The sequence below is a fragment of the Neisseria sp. HMSC067G12 genome, assembly GCF_001812725.1.
Classification (GTDB): domain Bacteria; phylum Pseudomonadota; class Gammaproteobacteria; order Burkholderiales; family Neisseriaceae; genus Neisseria; species Neisseria perflava.
The window spans coordinates 71,262-90,979 of the sequence record NZ_KV810182.1 but is presented as its reverse complement, the minus strand read 5'-3'; the positions used below and the strand labels follow the sequence as shown (position 1 = coordinate 90,979).

The 19,718-nt window shown below is 50.5% G+C and carries 14 protein-coding genes and 1 pseudogene; 3 read left to right on the top strand and 12 right to left on the bottom strand.

What is annotated here, in order from left to right; all coding sequences use genetic code 11:
- The first annotated feature begins 63 nt into the window (after positions 1-63).
- The 3 genes from HMPREF2871_RS00510 to HMPREF2871_RS00500 all read left to right on the top strand — a co-directional run bounded on the left by HMPREF2871_RS00510 (position 64) and on the right by HMPREF2871_RS00500 (position 5,026).
- Positions 64-756, top strand: coding sequence for a VIT1/CCC1 transporter family protein (locus HMPREF2871_RS00510; RefSeq protein WP_004519991.1), 693 nt, complete (start codon positions 64-66; stop codon positions 754-756).
- A 131-nt stretch (positions 757-887) separates the two neighbouring features.
- Entirely contained in the window at positions 888-4,292 is a 3,405-nt protein-coding gene (gene mfd, locus HMPREF2871_RS00505; RefSeq protein ID WP_049336826.1) for a transcription-repair coupling factor, read from the top strand.
- Between the two features lie 269 nt (positions 4,293-4,561).
- Positions 4,562-5,026 (top strand): hypothetical protein, encoded by a 465-nt coding sequence (locus HMPREF2871_RS00500; RefSeq protein WP_049336811.1) that lies wholly within the window; start codon positions 4,562-4,564, stop codon positions 5,024-5,026.
- 208 nt (positions 5,027-5,234) lie between these two features.
- On the opposite strand, the gene HMPREF2871_RS00495 is transcribed toward HMPREF2871_RS00500, so the two are convergent.
- The 12 genes and pseudogenes from HMPREF2871_RS00495 to thrC form a co-directional block, all read right to left on the bottom strand.
- Positions 5,235-5,537, bottom strand: coding sequence for an ArsR/SmtB family transcription factor (locus HMPREF2871_RS00495; RefSeq protein WP_049336810.1), 303 nt, complete (start codon positions 5,535-5,537; stop codon positions 5,235-5,237).
- A gap of 79 nt (positions 5,538-5,616) precedes the next feature.
- On the bottom strand, positions 5,617-6,138 hold the full coding sequence (locus HMPREF2871_RS00490; protein WP_049336809.1) for a rhodanese-like domain-containing protein: 522 nt from the start codon (positions 6,136-6,138) through the stop codon (positions 5,617-5,619).
- Between the two features lie 12 nt (positions 6,139-6,150).
- Positions 6,151-6,345 carry a YgaP family membrane protein gene (locus HMPREF2871_RS00485; RefSeq protein ID WP_003746314.1) on the bottom strand — a complete coding sequence of 65 codons (195 nt, stop codon included), beginning with the start codon at positions 6,343-6,345 and terminating at the stop codon, positions 6,151-6,153.
- 445 nt (positions 6,346-6,790) lie between these two features.
- A complete protein-coding gene (locus HMPREF2871_RS00480) occupies positions 6,791-8,887 on the bottom strand; it encodes a TonB-dependent receptor plug domain-containing protein (protein WP_049344199.1) in 2,097 nt (698 codons plus the stop codon).
- Between the two features lie 311 nt (positions 8,888-9,198).
- Complete coding sequence (gene cls / locus HMPREF2871_RS00475) at positions 9,199-10,692, bottom strand: cardiolipin synthase (protein ID WP_049344201.1); 1,494 nt, start codon at positions 10,690-10,692, stop codon at positions 9,199-9,201.
- Positions 10,693-10,836: 144 nt separating this feature from the next.
- Positions 10,837-11,898: a uroporphyrinogen decarboxylase gene (gene hemE, locus HMPREF2871_RS00470; RefSeq protein ID WP_049344254.1), complete on the bottom strand. Its 1,062-nt coding sequence runs from the start codon at positions 11,896-11,898 to the stop codon at positions 10,837-10,839.
- Positions 11,899-12,032: 134 nt separating this feature from the next.
- Positions 12,033-13,256, bottom strand: a complete 1,224-nt coding sequence (locus HMPREF2871_RS00465) for a heme biosynthesis protein HemY (RefSeq protein ID WP_049344203.1) — start codon at positions 13,254-13,256, stop codon at positions 12,033-12,035.
- Positions 13,253-14,524 carry a uroporphyrinogen-III C-methyltransferase gene (locus HMPREF2871_RS12030; protein WP_239665347.1) on the bottom strand — a complete coding sequence of 424 codons (1,272 nt, stop codon included), beginning with the start codon at positions 14,522-14,524 and terminating at the stop codon, positions 13,253-13,255. Before HMPREF2871_RS12030 ends, HMPREF2871_RS00465 begins: the two co-directional genes overlap by 4 nt.
- 159 nt (positions 14,525-14,683) lie before the next feature.
- A pseudogene (locus HMPREF2871_RS12025) lies at positions 14,684-15,376 on the bottom strand (uroporphyrinogen-III synthase); the annotation flags it as partial.
- A gap of 71 nt (positions 15,377-15,447) precedes the next feature.
- Complete coding sequence (locus HMPREF2871_RS00455; protein ID WP_003679792.1) at positions 15,448-16,224, bottom strand: ferredoxin--NADP reductase; 777 nt, start codon at positions 16,222-16,224, stop codon at positions 15,448-15,450.
- A gap of 85 nt (positions 16,225-16,309) precedes the next feature.
- Positions 16,310-18,076, bottom strand: coding sequence for a lipid A export permease/ATP-binding protein MsbA (msbA, locus tag HMPREF2871_RS00450; RefSeq protein WP_004519977.1), 1,767 nt, complete (start codon positions 18,074-18,076; stop codon positions 16,310-16,312).
- 228 nt (positions 18,077-18,304) lie between these two features.
- Positions 18,305-19,714, bottom strand: a complete 1,410-nt coding sequence (thrC, locus tag HMPREF2871_RS00445) for a threonine synthase (protein ID WP_004519976.1) — start codon at positions 19,712-19,714, stop codon at positions 18,305-18,307.
- Positions 19,715-19,718: the final 4 nt, after the last annotated feature.

The following is a 19,718-nucleotide window of genomic DNA, read 5'->3' as shown; positions in this document are numbered from 1 at the left end:
TTGATTTCAAAAAACAATACAATGTTATCATCATCTGGAAACAGCCAATTTATCGGAGCATATATGTATTCACACCACAGCGAACGCCATTTCAGCGACCGCAACAACTGGCTTCGGGCAAGCGTATTGGGTGCCAATGACGGCCTGATTTCCACTGCCTCGCTGTTGACGGGCGTAGCCGCTGCCGCGCCTGATTTCCAAACCCTGCTGTTGACGGGCGTTTCGGCGCTTATCGGGGGCGCAGTATCAATGGCGGCGGGGGAGTACGTTTCTGTGTCCAGCCAATCGGATACGGAAAAAGCCGATTTACACAAAGAGCGTTTTGAGTTGGCAAATAATCCTGATGCGGAGTTGGAAGAGCTGACGGAAATTTACCGCCTCCGCGGTTTGTCCGATGCGCTTGCCGCAGAGGTGGCCAAAGCCTTGATGGAACACGATGCGCTCGCCGCCCACGCGCGTGACGAAATCGGCATTACCGAAGCTTCTTCCGCCCGTCCCATGCAGGCTGCGCTGGCTTCTGCCGCTTCATTTTGTGCCGGCGCGATTTTGCCGTTACTGGTCGCATTGACAGCTTCTAGCGCCATTGTTCCGGCCTTGGCAGTTTCCACTTTGTGCGGACTGGCAGGACTAGGCTATGTCTCCGCCAAACTCGGTGGCGCGCCTGTTGTTCCCGCCGTTTTGCGCGTGTGCCTATGGGGCGTTGCGGCATTGGTGATAACCGGATTTATTGGAAAACTGGCCGGCGTGGCCGTCTGAATGTAAGGGCTTATATTCTTTTAAACCTGTATCCAGTAAAATTGAAAATCTATTTGATCGCTAAAGGCCGTCTGAAAATTTTTCAGACGGCCTATGGTGCTTGTATTTACTTACTTACAAACTGTTTTGTCATGACCTATCCGATTCCCAAACCTCGTGAAAAATCCCGTTGGCTCAATCTGTCTCAAGGCTCGCTGCCCTTGGCTTTGGCGCGTTATCTGCCGCATAAGCAGCTCAAGGTTGTCTTGACCCAAGATGCGGAACAGGCGCTACGCCTTCAGACGGCCTGGCTGTTTTTCCGTCCGCACGATACGGCGGTATTCCTGCCGGACTGGGAAACGCTGCCTTACGAGCGTTTTTCACCGCATCAGGATTTGGTGTCGGAGCGCTTGTCAGCATTGTGGCAGATTAAAAGCGGCACTGCGGATGTGTTGTTCGTACCGGTTGCCACGGCGATGCAGAAGCTGCCACCCGTGCCGTTTCTGGCAGGGCGTACGTTTTGGCTGAAAACAGGGCAGACTTTGGATATAGGCCGTCTGAAAAGTGATTTGGTGGATGCAGGTTATAACCATGTTTCCCATGTTGTCGCGGCAGGCGAGTTTGCCGTGCGCGGCGGTATAGTCGATTTGTTCCCGATGGGCAGCGAAATACCGTACCGCATCGATTTGTTTGACGATGAAATCGACAGCATTAAAACCTTCGATACTGAAACGCAACGCACCATTTCCCCCGTTTCCGAAATCCGCCTGCTACCGGCGCACGAGTTTCCCACCGACAGCGAGGCGCAAAAGATTTTCCGCAGCCGCTTTCGTGAGGAAGTCGATGGCAATCCGAACGATGCCGCTGTGTACAAAGCCGTCAGCAACGGCCACTTCGGCGCGGGCGTGGAATATTATCTGCCGCTGTTTTTTGAAAACGAGCTGGAAACGCTGTTTGACTATATCGGCGAAGATGCGCTGTTTGTCTCTTTGGGCGATGTTCATGCCGAGGCAAACCGTTTTTGGAGCGACGTCAAATCGCGTTACGCCATGGCACAGGGCGATGAAACATATCCGCCTTTGCTTCCACAGCATTTGTATCTCTCTTCTGATGTCTTTGCAGGCCATCTGAAAAACTACGGACAAGTGCTGCCCGATGTTTCCGGCAAGGAACACACCCTGCCCGACCTTGCCGTCAACCGCCAATCCGACGAGCCGTTGCAGGCATTGAAGGATTTTCAGACGGCCTTTGAAGGACGGATTTTGCTGTGTGCCGAAAGTCTGGGACGGCGCGAAACCATGCTCGGTTTCTTGCAGCAAAACGGCTTAAAAGTCAAAAGTGTATCCGACTGGCAGGGCTTTTTGTCGGCACATGAGCCGCTGATGATTACAGTGGCGCCGTTGGCTTACGGGTTTAAATTAGAAGATCAAAACATCGCGGTCATTACCGAATCCGATCTTTATCAATATGTTGCCCGCTCACGCAAACATCATCGTAAGAAACACGCCGCCGTTTCAGACGGCCTGTTGCGCGACCTTGCCGAAATCAATATCGGCGATCCTGTTGTACACGAAGAACACGGCATCGGGCGCTATATGGGCTTGGTCACAATGGACTTGGGCGATGAAACCAACGAAATGATGTTGCTCGAATACGCGGGCGAAGCGCAGCTTTATGTGCCTGTTTCGCAGCTGCATTTAATCAGCCGCTACTCCGGTCAGGCGCATGAAAACGTTACTTTGCACAAGCTCGGCAGCGGCGCGTGGAACAAAGCAAAACGCAAAGCTGCCGAAAAAGCGCGCGATACCGCCGCCGAGTTGCTCAATCTCTACGCCCAACGCGCTGCCCAATCGGGATACAAGTTTGAAATCAACGAGATGGACTATCAGGCGTTTGCCGACGGTTTCGGCTATGAAGAAACCGAAGACCAGGCCGCCGCCATTGCCGCCGTGATTAAAGATTTGACGCAGGCGAAACCTATGGATCGCCTCGTGTGCGGCGATGTCGGCTTCGGCAAAACCGAGGTCGCCCTGCGCGCCGCGTTTGTGGCGGTAATGGGCGGCAAACAGGTCGCCGTACTTGCCCCGACCACGCTTCTGGTCGAGCAGCACGCGCAAAACTTCGCCGACCGCTTCGCCGATTTCCCCGTGAAAGTCGCCAGCCTTTCGCGTTTCAACAACAGCAAAGCCACCAAAGCCGCGCTGGAAGGCATGGCGGACGGTACGGTCGATATCGTTATCGGCACGCACAAATTGGTGCAGGACGACATCAAATTCAAAAATTTAGGTTTAGTGATTATCGATGAAGAACACCGCTTCGGCGTGCGCCAAAAAGAGCAGCTCAAACGCCTGCGCGCCAATGTCGATATCCTCACCATGACCGCCACGCCAATTCCGCGCACCCTCAGCATGGCGCTCGAAGGTCTGCGCGACTTCTCGCTGATTACCACCGCACCCAGCCGCCGCCTCGCCGTCAAAACCTTTGTCAAACCCTTCAGCGAAGGCAGCGTGCGCGAAGCCGTGTTGCGCGAACTCAAACGCGGAGGACAAGTGTTTTTCCTGCACAACGAAGTGGATACCATCGAAAACATGCGCGAGCGGCTGGAAACCCTGCTACCCGAAGCCCGCATCGGCGTGGCGCACGGACAACTGCGCGAGCGCGAGCTGGAGCAAGTCATGCGCGACTTTTTGCAGCAAAGATTCAACGTGTTACTCTGTTCCACCATCATCGAAACCGGTATCGACATCCCCAACGCCAACACCATCATCATCAACCGCGCCGATAAATTCGGGCTGGCGCAACTGCATCAGCTTCGCGGGCGCGTCGGCCGCAGCCATCACCAAGCCTACGCCTACCTGCTCACGCCCGAATACATCACCAAAGACGCAGAAAAACGCCTCGACGCCATCGCGGCGGCAGACGAACTCGGCGCAGGTTTCACCCTCGCCATGCAGGATTTGGAAATCCGCGGCGCCGGCGAAATCCTCGGCGAAGGGCAGTCCGGCGAAATGATACAGGTCGGCTTCACACTCTATACCGAAATGCTCAAACAAGCCGTGCGCGACCTCAAAAAAGGCCGCCAGCCCGACCTCGACGCGCCGCTGGGCATCACCACCGAAATCAAACTGCACAGCCCCGCCCTGCTGCCCGAAAGCTACTGCCCCGACATCCACGAACGGCTCGTCCTCTACAAACGCCTTGCCGTCTGCGAAACCGTGCAGCAAATCAACGCCATACACGAAGAACTCGTCGACCGCTTCGGCCTGCCCGAACAACCCGTCAAAACCCTCATCGAAAGCCACCACTTACGGCTTGCGGCAAAAGAATTAGGCATTGATGCCATTGATGCGACCAGCGAAGCGGTAACGGTAACCTTTGGTAAAAATAACAATGTCGATCCAACCGAAATCATCCTGCTGATTCAAAAAGATAAAAAATACCGCCTTGCCGGAGCCGATAAGCTGCGATTTACCGCAGAGATGGAAAATATCGAAGTGCGGATTAATACGGTGAAGAACGTATTGAAGACTTTGAAAGACAGGGTGATAGCAAAGTAGAGGCTAGTGAAAAAAGGTCGTCTGAAATGATTTTTCAGCTTTCAGACGACCCTTTATAAAGACGATATGGAATATAAAAGCAATTAATCTTGTCAAATCTTTTAACCGCGTGCGTCCCAAACGTTCACTATAAATAGACTTCATGTAGGCTATGACTTGCTTAAACGCTCCGTCATCGCAATTTATTGTTATTTCAACGATAATATCGGGTTACAATCTAACATTTAGATTAAATTTATTCAGACAAACAATTATTTGGAGACAATAAAATGCTAGATGAAAAAAATAAGCTAATTTTTCAAACTTGTTTATTGCTGGTTCGTCATATTACAAATTTAGTTGAACACGAAAAGAGTACAGGAGTACGAATAGGTTACCATAGCCGAATATTCGATTCTTTATTACACCCACAAGAGTATTTTATTTCTTTAGGGAAATCAGAAAAATTATTAGATGGGGTTCAGGGTCGTATTGAGCACGTTGTCCCTTGTGCGTATATAGTTGAAAAGCTTGAAGAGTTAATTAAGGAGCAAAAATATACACAAGAAGAATTGGCGCATGCATTACAGAAAAATTGGAAGGTGGCACATATTACGAAAGAAGAAGCAAAGTTTATGGACTTCAATTTAAAACTCAAATCCACCATGCCAAAAGATTGGGATTTTATGACAGGAAGGCCTGAAATTAGATTGGAAGCAGCAGGAATCAGATTAGTCCCTAACAATCCACATTAAACAACACACGCTCATATTTACGTTGTTTATTTCAAGTGGCACACGATAGCAAGCCATAGCCTGCATTAAACCTGTAGGCAGGGTGTGTGCGGTACGCACGCGAGCTTTAAGTGTAAATATAGAAGCAGTATAAAAAGGTCATCTGAAAATAAATACAATAAAGGCCGTCTGAAAAATTTTCAGACGGCCTTCCTATTCCGGCAATATTTCAAGATTTTTCTGCGCAGAAAAAGGAATACAGCAACTGTATCATCTTGGTTACCCTCGGGTCGGCAATGTAATATTGCCGTTCCCGATGGTTCACTTCAAACGATACCAAACCGGCTTCACGCAGTAGGGCTAATTGGCTGGACATTGCCGCTTGTGGCAGTCCGGATGATTCAGCCAACTCGGTTACATTGTGCGGCCTTTCATGTAGTTTGCACAATACGGCGAGGCGGTTGGGATTGGCCAGTAGTTTGAGAAAAGCGGTGGCTTCTTCGTAGGGTGGTTGATTGTCGGCAGTGGTCATTTTTCACGCTTGTCGGCAAATGAGGAGGTCGAATTATCAGTCATAATAGTCTTAGCAGCAACTTTCAGACGGCCTTTGCTTAATGATTCCATGGCATTTTGGCCAGCAGGCGTGCCATGCCGCAGAATCCGGTTAACCCCGCCGTTAACAGGCCTGCACCGACCATTACGTCTATCAGATAAAACCAAGGCGATACCAGCCAACCTGCCAGCACGCCCAACAGAATCAAACTGCCCGCAATGGTTTGCACCTGCCGCATGATGTCCGGTGCGGCACGGTCGGCAACAGTAGGAAGCCCTGCAGCCTTCCATGCCTGTAAGCCGCCTTCTAGAATATAGCATTCTCGACCTTGGCCAAGCACTGACAATATTGTTTCTGCCCGTGTTGTACGTTTGCCGCTCAGGCAATAAAAAATCAGGCATGGGGCTGTATCATCGGGCAGTTTGTCTCGCTGCTGTTCAGGCGGAAGGGATAATGCACCGCCAATATGCCCGCCCCGATATTCGGCTTGGCTTCGGATATCGACTGCCAACGCGTCCTCACGGATTTTTGCCGTAGCTTCGGAAGGCGTGATTCGCGGGAGTTGTCCGACCGTACTCATGTTTTGTCTTCGTTATTTTTTGTTGATGCGGCAGGTGTTGATGCCCAATAAGCTGTACAGTGCGCAGTTGCCAATCAGTGCTGTGCCCAGAGGGACGATGCCCAGCCAACCCCACCAGCCAATTTGTCCGGTAGCGGCTGCAGCAATCAGCGCTACGCCGATAACAATACGGATTACGCGATCCAAAGTACCCAAGTTTCGTTTCATTTTATTGCTCCTTGTTTCAGAATGAATTGTCTATCAATAAATATATATAACAAAAATCATATATGAGAAATATTATAGCTTTAAAGATGACTTTGTCAAATGGTTTACAGTAAAAGTGTAATGAATATTTGGATTGTATTTTTAAACTCCAACGTCATGGTTAAATGTAAAAATACAGCCTTATATTTTCAGACGGCACTGGAGATGATCTATATAATATTTTATTTATATTGGAAGAATTGGTAGTCAGTTTTCAGAAGGAATCAAATCATGACCGATTTGGAAAAGAAGCCCAATGGAGAAGATTTGAAGACTGGATAATCCGTTGTGTAACTAGAAAGGGAGAGGAGATACTTTAAAATCAAATTGTCTACGAATTATAAAAGGCCGTCTGAAAACTGAATTTCAGACGGCCTTTGGTTTCTTTATAACGTCGTTCGTATCATCAGAAACGATAGTTCACGCCCAAGGCAAACTCGCGGCCGCGTTCGTAGAAGGGCATGCGTCCGTTGCCGTCAGGGAAGCGTTGGCTGTGCGAACGGTATTGCTTGTTGCCGATGTTGTTGACGGCGAAGTTGACGTTCAGGTTGTCTTTTTTCAGCGGCTGCCAGTTGGCGTAGATGTCGTGTACGCCGTAGCCTGATTTCTTGCCGTGTATCGTGCCTTGTCCGCGGGCGACGTCGGTGTATTTCACGCTTTGGGCGTAGCGGCCGCGCCAGCCGATTTCGAGTTTGGGGTTTTCAAACTGATAAGACAGACCGGTCAGCCATTGGCGGCCGGTGTTCCAGAAGGTGAACGAGCTTTCGTGGTCTTCCGCTTGAATCGGGCTTTCGCCGTAGTACATTTCGCCGTTCAGACGGGGTTTGACGTAGGACACGCCGGCGCGCGCGGTCAGACCGCCCCAGCGGTAGGATGCGTCAAGTTCGTAGCCGTAGGTTTTGAGCGTGCCGCCGTTGTAAATCTTGCCGCGTTCGGTGATGGAGGCGGTGTTGTTGTTGATTTTTGCCCAACGGTAGACGATGAGGTCTTTGATGCGTTGGTGGAACACGCTGCCGCTGACGTTGAAGTTATCGTTGCGCCATTTGAAGCCGAGTTCGGCACGGCGGGCGGTTTCGGCTTTGAGGTTGCTGTCCAAATCGGCGGCGGCGCCTGCGCGTTCGTTAGCCAACAGGGCTTCGTTCAGGCGGGGCGCGCGGCTTGCCTGATTGAGGTTTGCCAAGAGCGAGAAGTTGTCGTTGATGTCCCAAATCGCGCCGATGCTGGGGTTGAGCTGGCCGTGGGACGCGCTTTGTCTGCTGGCGGCGTTGTATTTGAAATGGTCGTAACGCAGGCCGGTGGTCAGGGTAACGGGGTGCAGGTTCCAGATACCTTCCGCGTACACGCCGTATTCGGATTTCTTCTCTTTGTCGCGGTCATACAGGCCGAGAATCTTCAGCCACGCGCCTTTGTCGGACGGCTCGGAGGTTTCGTGGCGGTAGTTGACGCCGTATTTCACCATGTGTCCGTCGCCGAAAGAGCTGGCGAGGTTCAGATTCGCGCCGGTTGCTTTGATTTTGCTTAACTCAAGCTGGCCAATGGGAACGCCGCCTTGCGCCGTGCCGGAAGCTTGGGCTTTTGGAGAAGGAGCGCCTTTAGGCGGTTTGGTGTCGTCGGTGTTGATTTGGAAGACATTGGCGTCGATTTTGTCGATGAAGCCGACGTTGCGGCCACGGTATTCCAGATTGTAGGTCTGCTCTTTTTGATAAGTGCCGTCCACGCCGACGTAGCTGTCAACGTTTTGGAACTCGGCTTTATCGGTGCGGTTGCCTTTTTGGTATTCCTGACGGTAGGTCAGGCGGATGCCGTGGTCGTCGTTGAAGTCGTAGCCGATTTTGGCGAGGTAGCTGTGCTGTTTCAGACGACTGCCGTGGTTGACATTGCCGTTGCCGTCTTTGTAGTCGCGGTTGTTGAGGAAGTTGCCTGCAAACAGGGCATCGAAGCCGTTTTGATAGCCGTAAACCGCCGCGTTGCCGGTTGAGCCTTTATTGCTGCTCAAGCCCGCGCCGAGTTTGAAACCGAAAGGTTTGCCGTCGGTCAGCAGGTCTTTCGCGTCAACCGTCGTCACGCGGATGGTACCGCCGACCGCGCCCAAGCCCGCGCTCGCCGCGCCCGTGCCTTTTTCGACGTTGATGCTTTTCACCAAAGCAGGGTCAAGCTGGAAGCGGCTTTGGTGGTGGAAAATTTTGGTGGATTGGCTGGTGCCGTCCACTTCCAGATTAATTTTGTCCTCGCCGACGCCGCGGATGCTGTAAAACTGCGCCACGCCGTTGCCACCGCCGACATCCATACCGATTTGGTCTTTCATGACTTGTTTCAAATCGGTCGAAGTCTCGCGGTCAAGCTGGTTGCGGGTAACGCGGGTCGGTACGGCGGTACCGGTAACCTTAATTTCATTCAGTTCGGCAGTTTCTGCGGGGTGCGTATTTTCGGCATGGGCGAAGCCTGTTGATAGTGCGAGTGTAATGAGACTAAGGCGGAATACAGGAAAAGAGGTTTTATTCATGATTTTTCCCAAGGAATAAAAAATTGACCGCTTATTCTAATTATTTTAATAATGATTATCAAACTACAAATAAATGTAAAAGAACATATTGGTCTCATTTTGATTTGTAGTTTGAATATTTTTATAAATATCAATCGGTTTATTTATGGTTAAATTTTGTAAAACTATTTTAAGAGAAAATATAGTGAGGCTTACTTTTTTGAAACTGAAGAAAAGGGATGAGTTGAATATTTATCGATGATCAATATTGTGTATAGGTGTTTTAAAAGGCCGTCTGAACAGTGCTTTCAGACGGCCTCACTACTTCTTTTTTACAGCAAAGGACTCATCAGGCGGACGGCATTTTCTACGAGGCCGCGGAGTTTGGAGCGTTGTTGCCATGATTTGATGGCAATGTAGCTGCTGTTTTTGAGGTAGTCACGTTGGAGGTTGCAGATTTGTTTGGTGGTGTCGCGATCGTAGATGGCGAGGCTGATTTCTAGGTTGAGGAAGAAACTGCGCATGTCCATGTTGACCGTACCGAAGAGGGAGTAGTCTTCGTCAATAGTCATGGTTTTGGCATGTAGAAGACCACCTTCAAACATGGCGATTTTGACGCCGGCTTCCAGCAGCATAGGGTAGTAGGCGCGTGAGGCGTAGCGTACCATCAGTGAATCGACTTTGGCGGGCAGTATCAGGGTTACTTTGACGCCGCGTTTGGCGGCGACGGTTAATGCCATGAGAAGCGGCTCGTCAGGGACGAAGTAGGGGGTGGTAATTGTGATTTGTTTGGTAGCGGCATAGATGGCGCTGATGATGGTTTCGTAGATGACGAAGCTGCTTTGCTCGGGGGCGGAGGGAATGATTTGGGCAACAATATTGCCTTGCTGCATTTTTTCGGGAAGGATTTGGGGCAGCAGGTTTTTTGCTTGGTTGAGGTATGTTTGTACGTTTTGGAGGTTTTTATCGGTTTCGACGGCAAGGTCGGCGAAGAAGACGGCTGACAGCTCCAGTACCATAGGCCCTGTGCAACGCATCATGGCATCTATCCATTCTCCGACGCCAGAGTTTTGTTTGAAATAGCGTGGGTCGACAAGGTTGAAGCTGCCGGTGTAACCGATTTTGCTGTCGATAACGAGGATTTTGCGGTGGTTGCGCAGGTCGGTGCGCGTGAATAATGTACGCCAGATGCCGACAGGTAATGAGGTATGTACTTCAATGCCTGCTTGGCGCAGTATCTCTACCCAATCGCTTTCAAAAAAGCTCCTGCTGCCGACGGCATCGGCCAGTATGGAGCAGTCTACGCCTCTGGCTTTGGCGGCAAGAATTTCATTTAGAATTTCTTCAATGCGGCCTTTGGGTTCGATAATGTAAAAGGCCAGTAGGCAGGAATGGGTTGCGGCGCGTATGTCTGCGAGCATGCTGTCGATGATTGCATCGGTGGTCGAGAGCAGGCTCATGGCGTTGCCTTTGGTGGCACCCAGCCCCGTTCCTTTTTCGGCAACTTTACTGATGCCGTGGTAACGTGATTTGACTTGGTCGGCAATGTCGAGATAGATATCGGCTAGATGGGTGGCGGCAAAGTTGCGGTAGAAGCGGTTCATTTCGCCGGTACGTTTGGCGCGGGCGGTGCCTAGACGAGGCTCTCCGATAAGGATGTAGGCGATGGTTCCGAATACGGGGAAAAGGAATAGGATAATCAGCCAGGCAAAGGTTGAGCCGATGTTTTTTTGTTTGTACAACACGCGCAGCATGCAGATGAGTGCGGCGCAGGTGTGGGCGAAGATAAAAATTTCGGTCCAGGTAATGTCTTTTAAAAAATTCATATTCGGTAGCGGGAGTAGATGTGTTTTAAGTTTGAAGGTGTCAGCTGATAAGCTTCAAATATTAAGTATATAGAAAAACTGTCTAAAAACAAATTTACACGATAATCGTGTTTTTGCTTTCAGACGGCCTTTGAGTTGCTTTAATTAACGGTGATACTGACGGGATAATTCATGTACGGTATCGACCAAAATTTTGGCGTGTTCGGGGTCGGCGTGTTGGTTGATGCCATGGCCGAGGTTGAATACATGGCCGCTGCCGTTGCCGTAGTCGGCGAGGATGCGTGCGACCTCGGTGCGGATAGATTCCGGTGTACCGAAGAGGGCAAACGGGTCGAAGTTGCCTTGCAAGGCAACTTGTTCGCCGACGCGACGACGTGCTTCGCCGATGTTGCAGGTCCAGTCTAAGCCCAATGCGTCTGCGCCGATTTCTGCCATACTTTCCAGCCATAAGCCGCCGCCTTTGACAAATACGATAACAGGCACGCGGCGGCCTTCGCTTTCGCGTTTGAGTCCGGCAACGATTTGTCGGATGTACTTCAGGCTGAATTCTTTAAATGCTGCATCGCTCAACACGCCACCCCAAGTGTCGAAAATTTGTACGGCTTGTGCGCCGGCATCGATTTGGGCGTTGAGATAAGCGGTAACGGCTTGGGCATTGGTGTCGAGGATTTTATGCAGCAAATCAGGGCGCGAATATATCATGGTTTTGATGGTGCGGAATTCTTTACTGCTGCCGCCTTCGACCATGTAGCAGGCGAGTGTGAACGGGCTACCGGAGAAGCCGATGAGTGGAACGCGGCCGTCCAGTGCTTTGCGGATGGAAGTTACCGCATCAAAGACGTATTGCAGTTTTTCCATGTCGGGAACTTGCAGTTTGGCGATGTCGGCTTCGTGTTGCAAGGCGCGTTCAAATTTTGGGCCTTCCCCTTCGGCAAAATATAGGCCCAAACCCATGGCATCGGGTACGGTCAGAATGTCGGAAAACAGAATCGCTGCGTCCAGATCGAAGCGGTCTAAAGGCTGGATGGTAACTTCAGTCGCCAGCTGGGTGTTTTTGCACAAATCGAGAAAGCTACCTGCGCGTGCGCGCGTGGCTTTGTATTCAGGCAGATAGCGTCCGGCTTGGCGCATCATCCAGATGGGCGTGTATTCGACAGGCTGTTTGAGCAGGGCGCGGAGGAAAGTGTCGTTTTTCAGAGCAGTCATGATCAATAGGCTTTCTGATTTGGTATGTTGGAACAAAGTTCAGACGGCCTTAGTTGTTTATTCAGGCCGTCTGAAATAATTAAATAGAAGCTGGTATGAAAGATTTCATGAGTTGTTAATGTGAAGCCGGCACATCAATTTGGTTGAGGAAGGGCTGCCGGATGTTCTTCCTCGGCCACGCTTTCCAAAACCAGATTGCGTTGTTCTTGCGCTTTTTGCGGCTGATCGGTTTCATCAAACACGCGCGCTAGGACTAAATGTGCGGATACGCTGGGTTGCAGGGCGATGCTGGCTTCGAGGTAGCCTTGGGCTTTGCCCCAAAGTTTGCGGCCGTAAGCCAGTTGGCCGAGATACATCAATAGTAGCGCATTGTTCGGTTGTTCCTGCAGCCAAGAATCTGCCAAATCGATGGCTTTTTGCTGGTCGCGCTCGCTTAGGAAACGAACGGATTCGACAAATGCTTCCAATAGCTCGGGCTGGCGGTTTTGCGGATAATGGGTTTTTACCCATTTGACCGCTTCGGCATACAAGCCCAAACGCTCGTATTTCTCGGCAATCGCGACGCACAATTCGCCAGATTTCACGCTTTCGGGAATCTGTTTCAAACAGGCTTTCAGACGGCCTGCATCGGTTACTTCGCTCAAGAGGCGGCGATATGCCCAGTTTTGATACTGTTCGGCTTCATAATCGTTGATGGCGCCGGCTTTGACCAGTTTTTCCGCTTTTGTCAAGACATCTGAGGCATCGCCGTGATCAAAGGCATAACGCAATTGCAGGCGGACCAGGCGACTTAAGTTGCTATTGATTTTTGCTGCTGCTTCAAGGTTTTGTGTGGCAGTCGGATAATCGCGGCGGCTCAGTGCAGATTCGACCAGCAAAAGATGACGGGAAAGCTGTTGTTTTTGTGGCAGCTGTTCGATTTCGTGCAGATAGCGGTCGCGTAATTCAAAGTTTTCCATTTGGTCGGCTGCGTGCGCGCCCAACATCAAAGCCAGGGTACGGTTGTCGCCTGCTTCTTTGTTTTGCAAGACTTTGGCGGCTTCTTGTTCGGCTTTTTCAAAACGGCCTTCAAAATATGCCAAACCTGCGCTGTTCAAAGAGGCGGAAGCCTGACGGCCTTTGCGGGCGATGCCGAAGCGTTGCATACGCGCCGGAATGTTCAAGAGGCCGAACACGAATTTAATCAGGAAATACAAGACGAATACGCTCAACAGCAGGCCTAAAACAAAGGCATGCAGATTGATACGCAGCATGGTTTGTTCAACCACGACATACACGTTGCCGGTATAAATGCCGGAAGCCAAGGCTAAACCGACGGCAGCGGCAAACAGAATGACAATCCAAACGACGGTTTTCATGCTTGCTCTCCTTTAATTTTGGCAGCAGGCTTGGTTTGGTTTTGTGGTTTGGCAGCTTCAGCGGCCGGTTCTTTTTTGTTTTCAGACGGCAATGCAGGTGCTTCCAGAGATTGAGGGGCAGAAGCGGCAGCCGGTGCGGAAGTTGTGGCTTGTTCGGTAGTCGCAGCCGGAGCGGAAGCGGTTTGCTCGGCAGCTTGGGTTTGTGCAGCTTCCTCGGTTGTCATTTGTGTACGCGAACCTTCTTGATAAGCGCGAACGGCGCTCAAGCTGGCTTTCAGGCTGTCGTCTGAAATCATACGGACATCAAGGGCTTTGAGTTCGGCTAACTCTTTCAACCATGACTGGGTAGCAGGGGATTTGCTATCGAAGTATTGTTTCACGGTTGCTTCAACGTTGTTCAAATCGCTTTGATACACTTCGCCGTTGTGTTGCAACAGGGCAATGCGCGCATCCAAAAGGCGCAGGCGCAGGTTTTCACGGATGAAGTAGGTTTGATCGGGGGAAATCAACATGGCGTCGTTGCTGTCCAGATGACGGACTTCAACCAAGCCTTTGAGGGCATTGAGGGATTTTTCCCATGTATTTTCCCACCAAGTTCCTGAATTAGCAGCTTCGACAGGCGCGGCACCTGGTTTCAATACGCCGTCCAAAACCAAAGGCAGGCCGGAAATACCGGTTTCCAAACGGTCGATACGCAAGGCAGTGGCGGAAATATCGACATAAGGACGGTTTTTCAGCGCGGCCAAATCATTGCTGATGGCTTGCTTGATGGGGATAAGCTCAGGCTGTTCAAAACGGCTTAAGCGGCTGTCGATGTGTTCCAATACGCTGACCGCGCCTTGGAGGTTGCCTGACAGCATCAATTGTTGCGAAGCAGTGTTCAACATGGATTCGGCTTCATCGACCAGCCAGTTGATACGGCCTTTGAGTAACTCTTGATAAGCTTTCTGCATTTGCAGGATTTGCTCGCTATTGCTTTTTTGACCGTTGTTCAGGCGGTCTAACTCGGCCTGAATAGCGGTTTGGCGGTTGAGGTTGTCTTTTAAAAGGCTGGCGTTTTCAGATTCGCCCAACGCAGCTTTGTCGATTTTTTGGTTGAATTCGAGTTCTTGGTTTTTTAAAACATTTTGACCCTGTACGAACAGGAATCCGCTCGCGCCCAAGCCAAGCAGTGCCAAGACAGTTGCACCTGCGGCCAAGGCTTTGCCGCCAGATTGTTTGATGATAACAGGGGCGTTGTTTTGTGGGAGATTGTTGGACTCGGGCATGCTCGCCTCCACTTGCTGAGGTTGGGTAGGTTTGATTTGTTCAGACGGCCTGGTGTTTTCAGAACGTTCAGGTGCCGGAGCTGCCGTATTGGCAACTTGTTGGGTATCTTTATTGTCTTCGACTGGGTTCACTGCTTGGCTCCTTTGTGGCATGGATGAAAGTGCAACGGATAAAGAAGTGACGGTTTCTACATGTTTGGCGCCGACAATGCGAAGCGCATCGGCAATGCGCGGATGATGGGTAAAGTATAGCAAGGATTCGAAGAATCGGGAAAATTGCGGCGGAATCTGATGGAAAAATTCGCGCGCGAGTTCGCCGGATGTGACGTAGGCGGCGGCGATGTCTTCGGTTTTAAAGTTCTGCCAATCGATGGGGTGTGGCCGTCTGAAATAGATTTCGGCGATGTCGATTTGGAAACCCAGTTCGGTCAGTTTGTCTGCCAGAAAATCACGGCCGCCATGGCCTCGAATGATTAGAACTCGGGCGTTGGGTGGCAGGGTTTTCCAAATAGGCATTCTCAAGACGGCTTCGCTGTCGTTACCATCTTCGGGAGAGAAGGCGGGATAGGGGGAGAATTGTGCCAAAGTATGTTGGCTGGTTTGGCCGACGGTAATGTGTACTTTAGGGCCGTCTGAAAAGGTCAGACACGGTACTGCAGTTTCAATAGCGGTCGGGCTGACCCAAAACACCACATCGGCTTGCTTGAATTGTTCGGGAAGTTTTTTTAGCGCCGAATGATCCAACTCTATTTCAATCGGACTCAATACCTGAGCCTGCCAACCGGCTGCATGGCAGGTTTGGATATCTTGCTGTGGACGGTTGGACGGACGGATGATGAGTAGAGTAGGCATAATGTGGGATAAATTATTAAGGTTTAGGCCGTCTGAAAGAAGGGTTTCAGACGGCCTGTTGCTGACGTACGTTATTGATCGACGAATGCGCGCTCAATCAGGTAGTCGCCGCGAACGCCGGTTTTCGGAGAAACGGTCAGGCCGAATTCGTCCAAGACGCTGCAGGTGTCTTTCAACATGGCAGGGCTGCCGCACAGCATGGCGCGGTCGTCTTGCGGATTGATTTTAGGCAGGCCGATGTCTTCAAAGAGTTTGCCGCTGCGCATCAAATCGGTCAGACGGCCTTGATGTACATATTCTTCGCGTGAAACGATCGGGTAGTAAATCAATTTTTCTTTAACCAAATCGCCCAAGTATTCGTGTTCGGGCAATTCTTTGGTGAAGCGGTCGTAGTATGCCAAGTCTTTTTTGTAGCGTACACCGTGAACCAAGATGATTTTTTCGAATTGCTCGTAAACATCAGGGTCTTTGGTAATGCTCAAGAAAGGTGCGATGCCGGTACCGGTGCTCAAGAGGTAGAGGTGTTTGCCCGGATTCAGGTCGCCGGCAACCAATGTACCGGTCGGTTTTTTACTGATGAGGACATCATCACCGACTTTAAGGTGTTGCAGGCGGCTGGTCAATGGGCCGTCTTGTACTTTAATGCTGAAAAATTCCAGATGCTCTTCCCAGTTGGCAGAAGCCACGCTGTATGCGCGCATCAGCGGTTTGCCGTCAACCATCAGGCCGACCATGACGAACTGGCCGTTTTCAAAGCGCAAAGATTCGTCACGGGTGCAGGTGAAAGTGAAGTAAGCGTCGGTCCAGTGGTGTACGGACAAGACTTTCTGGGTGTTGAATGCTGCCATTGATATTTCCTGTCGGATAAGGCCGTCTGAAAAGGATAGGTCGGGGCGGCCAAGGTTAATAAAAAGAATGGAATATGCTGTTCAGCTACTTACTTGCCGGTTTGGCTGATTTTTCGCTGAGGCTGTGCAGGTCGGAATAGCGTCCGCCTGCGTTGATCAATTCATGATGAGTGCCTTGTTCGACTACATTGCCTTCATGCATCACAACGATGTTGTCGGCTTTTTCGATGGTCGAAAGTCGGTGGGCAATCACTAATGTGGTACGGTTTTGCATCAGGTTTTCCAATGCGGTTTGTACCAAACGTTCGGATTCATTATCCAATGCACTGGTGGCTTCGTCCAAAATCAAAATCGGTGCATTTTTCAAAAGCGCACGCGCAATGGCGAGGCGTTGACGTTGGCCGCCAGACAGTTTTAAACCGTTTTCGCCAACTTCAGTGTGCAGGCTTTGCGGCATTTTTTGGATAAATTCCCAAGCATTGGCGGCTTTTGCAGCATTGATAATTTCTTCTTCGCTGAAGTTACCGGCTTGAGCATAGGCAATGTTTTCAGCAATCGTACCATTAAACAGGACAACGTTCTGGCCGACGAAAGCCATGCGGCTGCGTAGGCTTTCGAGTGTATATTCATTGATGTTGATGCCGCTAATCAAAACCTTACCTTCATCCGGATTAAGGAAGCGCGGCAACATATTGGCCAAGGTGGTTTTGCCGCAGCCTGATGCGCCGACCAATGCGGTCACTTTGCCTTGCGGTACAAGCAGGTTGATGTGGTTCAAGCTGTTGCGTTCGGCTTCAGGATAGCGGTGTACAACGTCGCAAAATTCGATATCGCCAGGGTTTGGGCTGAGGATTTGTTTGCCTTCGTTGCTCTCTTCGGGTTGATCCAAAAAGGTGAAGACACTTTCAGCCGCCGCCAAACCGCGTTGAAGGGATTGCATCACGCCGGTCATGCGTTTGATGGGATCAAACATCATGATCATACTGGACAAAAACGACATAAAATCGCCTGCGCTGAAGCCGGAAAGCCCTGCTTGGCGTGCGGCTGCGTAAATAATCGCAGCCAGAGCAACCGAGGCCATTAATTGCGTAATGCCGGTACCGGCAGAGCTGGCGGAAACCTGTTTGAGCAGGTTGCGGCGAACATCATTGGCAATACGGTCGAAGCGGCGGTTTTCATAATCTTGACCGCCGTAGATTTTTACAACGCGTTCACCATTAATGCTTTCGCCCAAGACCTGCATCAGCTGGCCAAGATAAATTTGGTTGTTGGCAGACAGTTTGCGCAGGCGTTTGCTGACTGTTTGGATACATACAGCAACAACCGGCAAGATGATAAAAGTAATCAGGGTCAAACGCCAGTTCAGATAAGTCAGCAAGCCCAATAGGCCGACTACGCTCACGCCGTCTTTAGCAATCACGGTAATGACGTTAAACCCTGCATCGGTAATTTGATTGACGTCGTTCAAGATACGAGACATCAAACGGCCGCCGGTATTGCTGCTGAAATACGAAGTCGGCAGGTGCATCATTTTGTTGAACATTTCACCGCGCAAGCGCTGCACCAAGTGGCTGGACAGATACGTCGTGCAATATTCGTTGATGAAGTTAAACAGGCCGCGAACGAAAAACAGCGCCACAATTGCCAGCGGCAACCATGACATGCTTTTCATGTTTTTATCGACAAAACCTTCATTGATCAAAGGTTTGAGCAAGTAACCGAAAGCCGGCATCGTACCGGCGACAATCAGCATGGCCACTACGGAGACGATAAACATCTTCCAATAGCTTTTCAAATATCCAAGCAAGCGCTTGTATAGCTCCCAGTTGGATGTGGCTTGTGTTGTCTGCATATCAATCCAAATTTAGAGCAAACATGCAATTCTAAACGAAAATATCTGTCATTACAATGTTTGCAATTGAAAGTCAAAAGGAGTTGGTATTGTTTTAACACCTTGATTTTATATTAGGAACGACTGCGGCGTGGTGGGTTTGGCAATAATGTTACCCACTTCTCAAATATCGGTTGCGGCCGTCTGAAACTTTTTCAGACGGCCTGTGCAGTCGTCAAGGACGGCCGGTTAAGCCAGGGCTTCCTTAATGATGTCTTTCACTGCTGTTGCATTATTAGGGACAACACGGACACGTTGCGGCAGGTTTTCCAAGCCTTCCAATGCGGCCGGACGAGGGATGGAAACTTCGCCGACAGCCTCATGGATGGTGGCTTCAAATTTGGCGGCCAGTGCGGTTTCGAGGCAGACGATGGTTTCGCCGGCTTCGCGGACTTCACGCGCTACTTTGACACCATCAGCTGTATGCGGATCAATCAATTCACGGTCTTGCTCGTAAACCTGTTTGATGGTGGCAAGGCGGTTGGCATGGGTCGATTTGCCGGAAACAAAGCCATATTGTTGATGTACTTTGTTTAAGACAAATTCCAAATTGAAACCTTTGCCGGAACCTACTTCCGCCCATAAGGTTTTGATTTCGTCTGCATCGCGGTCCATCAGGTCAAACACAAAACGCTCGAAGTTGGAGGCTTTGGAAATATCCATAGACGGGCTGGAAGTAACGTGGGTGTGTTCGCTGTTGCGCGGGCGGTATGCACCGGTTTTGAAAAATTCGTCCAATACGTCGTTTTCGTTAGTGGCGACAATCAAGCGGTGGATGGGTAGGCCCATTTGACGGGCGATATGACCGGCGCAGACATTACCGAAGTTGCCGCTTGGTACGCAGAAGCTGACTTTTTCGTCATTGCTCGAAGTGGCGTTGAAATAACCGGCAAAGTAGTACACGACTTGGGCGACAATGCGGCCCCAGTTGATGGAGTTGACTGTGCCGATGTGGTATTTGGCTTTGAATTCGGCATCGTTTTGTACGGCTTTGACGATGTCTTGGCAGTCGTCAAACATACCTTCAACGGCGATATTGTGGATGTTGGCATCTTGCAAGCTGAACATTTGCGCGCGTTGGAATGCGCTCATTTTGCCTTCCGGAGACAGCATGAAGACATTGATGCCTTTTTTACCGCGCAGGGCATATTCGGCGGCAGAGCCGGTGTCGCCACTGGTGGCGCCTAAGATATTGAGTTCTTTGCCTTCTTTGTTCAATACATATTCAAACGCATTGCCCAAGAATTGCATGGCCATGTCTTTGAATGCCAAAGTCGGGCCGTTGGAGAGGGCTTGGATTTTGATGCCGTCTGAAAGTGTGCGCACCGGAGTGATGGCTTTGGTACCGAATACTTCTTCGGTGTAGGTACGGTTGATGATGTCGCGTAAATCATCAGCAGGGATGTCGGTAGCAAACAGGCTCATAACTTCAAACGCCAGCTCAGGATAGCTGAGTGTGCGCCATTGGTCTAAAGTAGCACGGTCGATTTGAGGGTATTGCTCAGGCAGCATCAAACCGCCGTCAGGAGCCAAACCCATCAATAAAACTTCGCTGAATTGCTTGCGTGCGGTCGCACCGCGGGTGCTGATGTATTTCATGGTT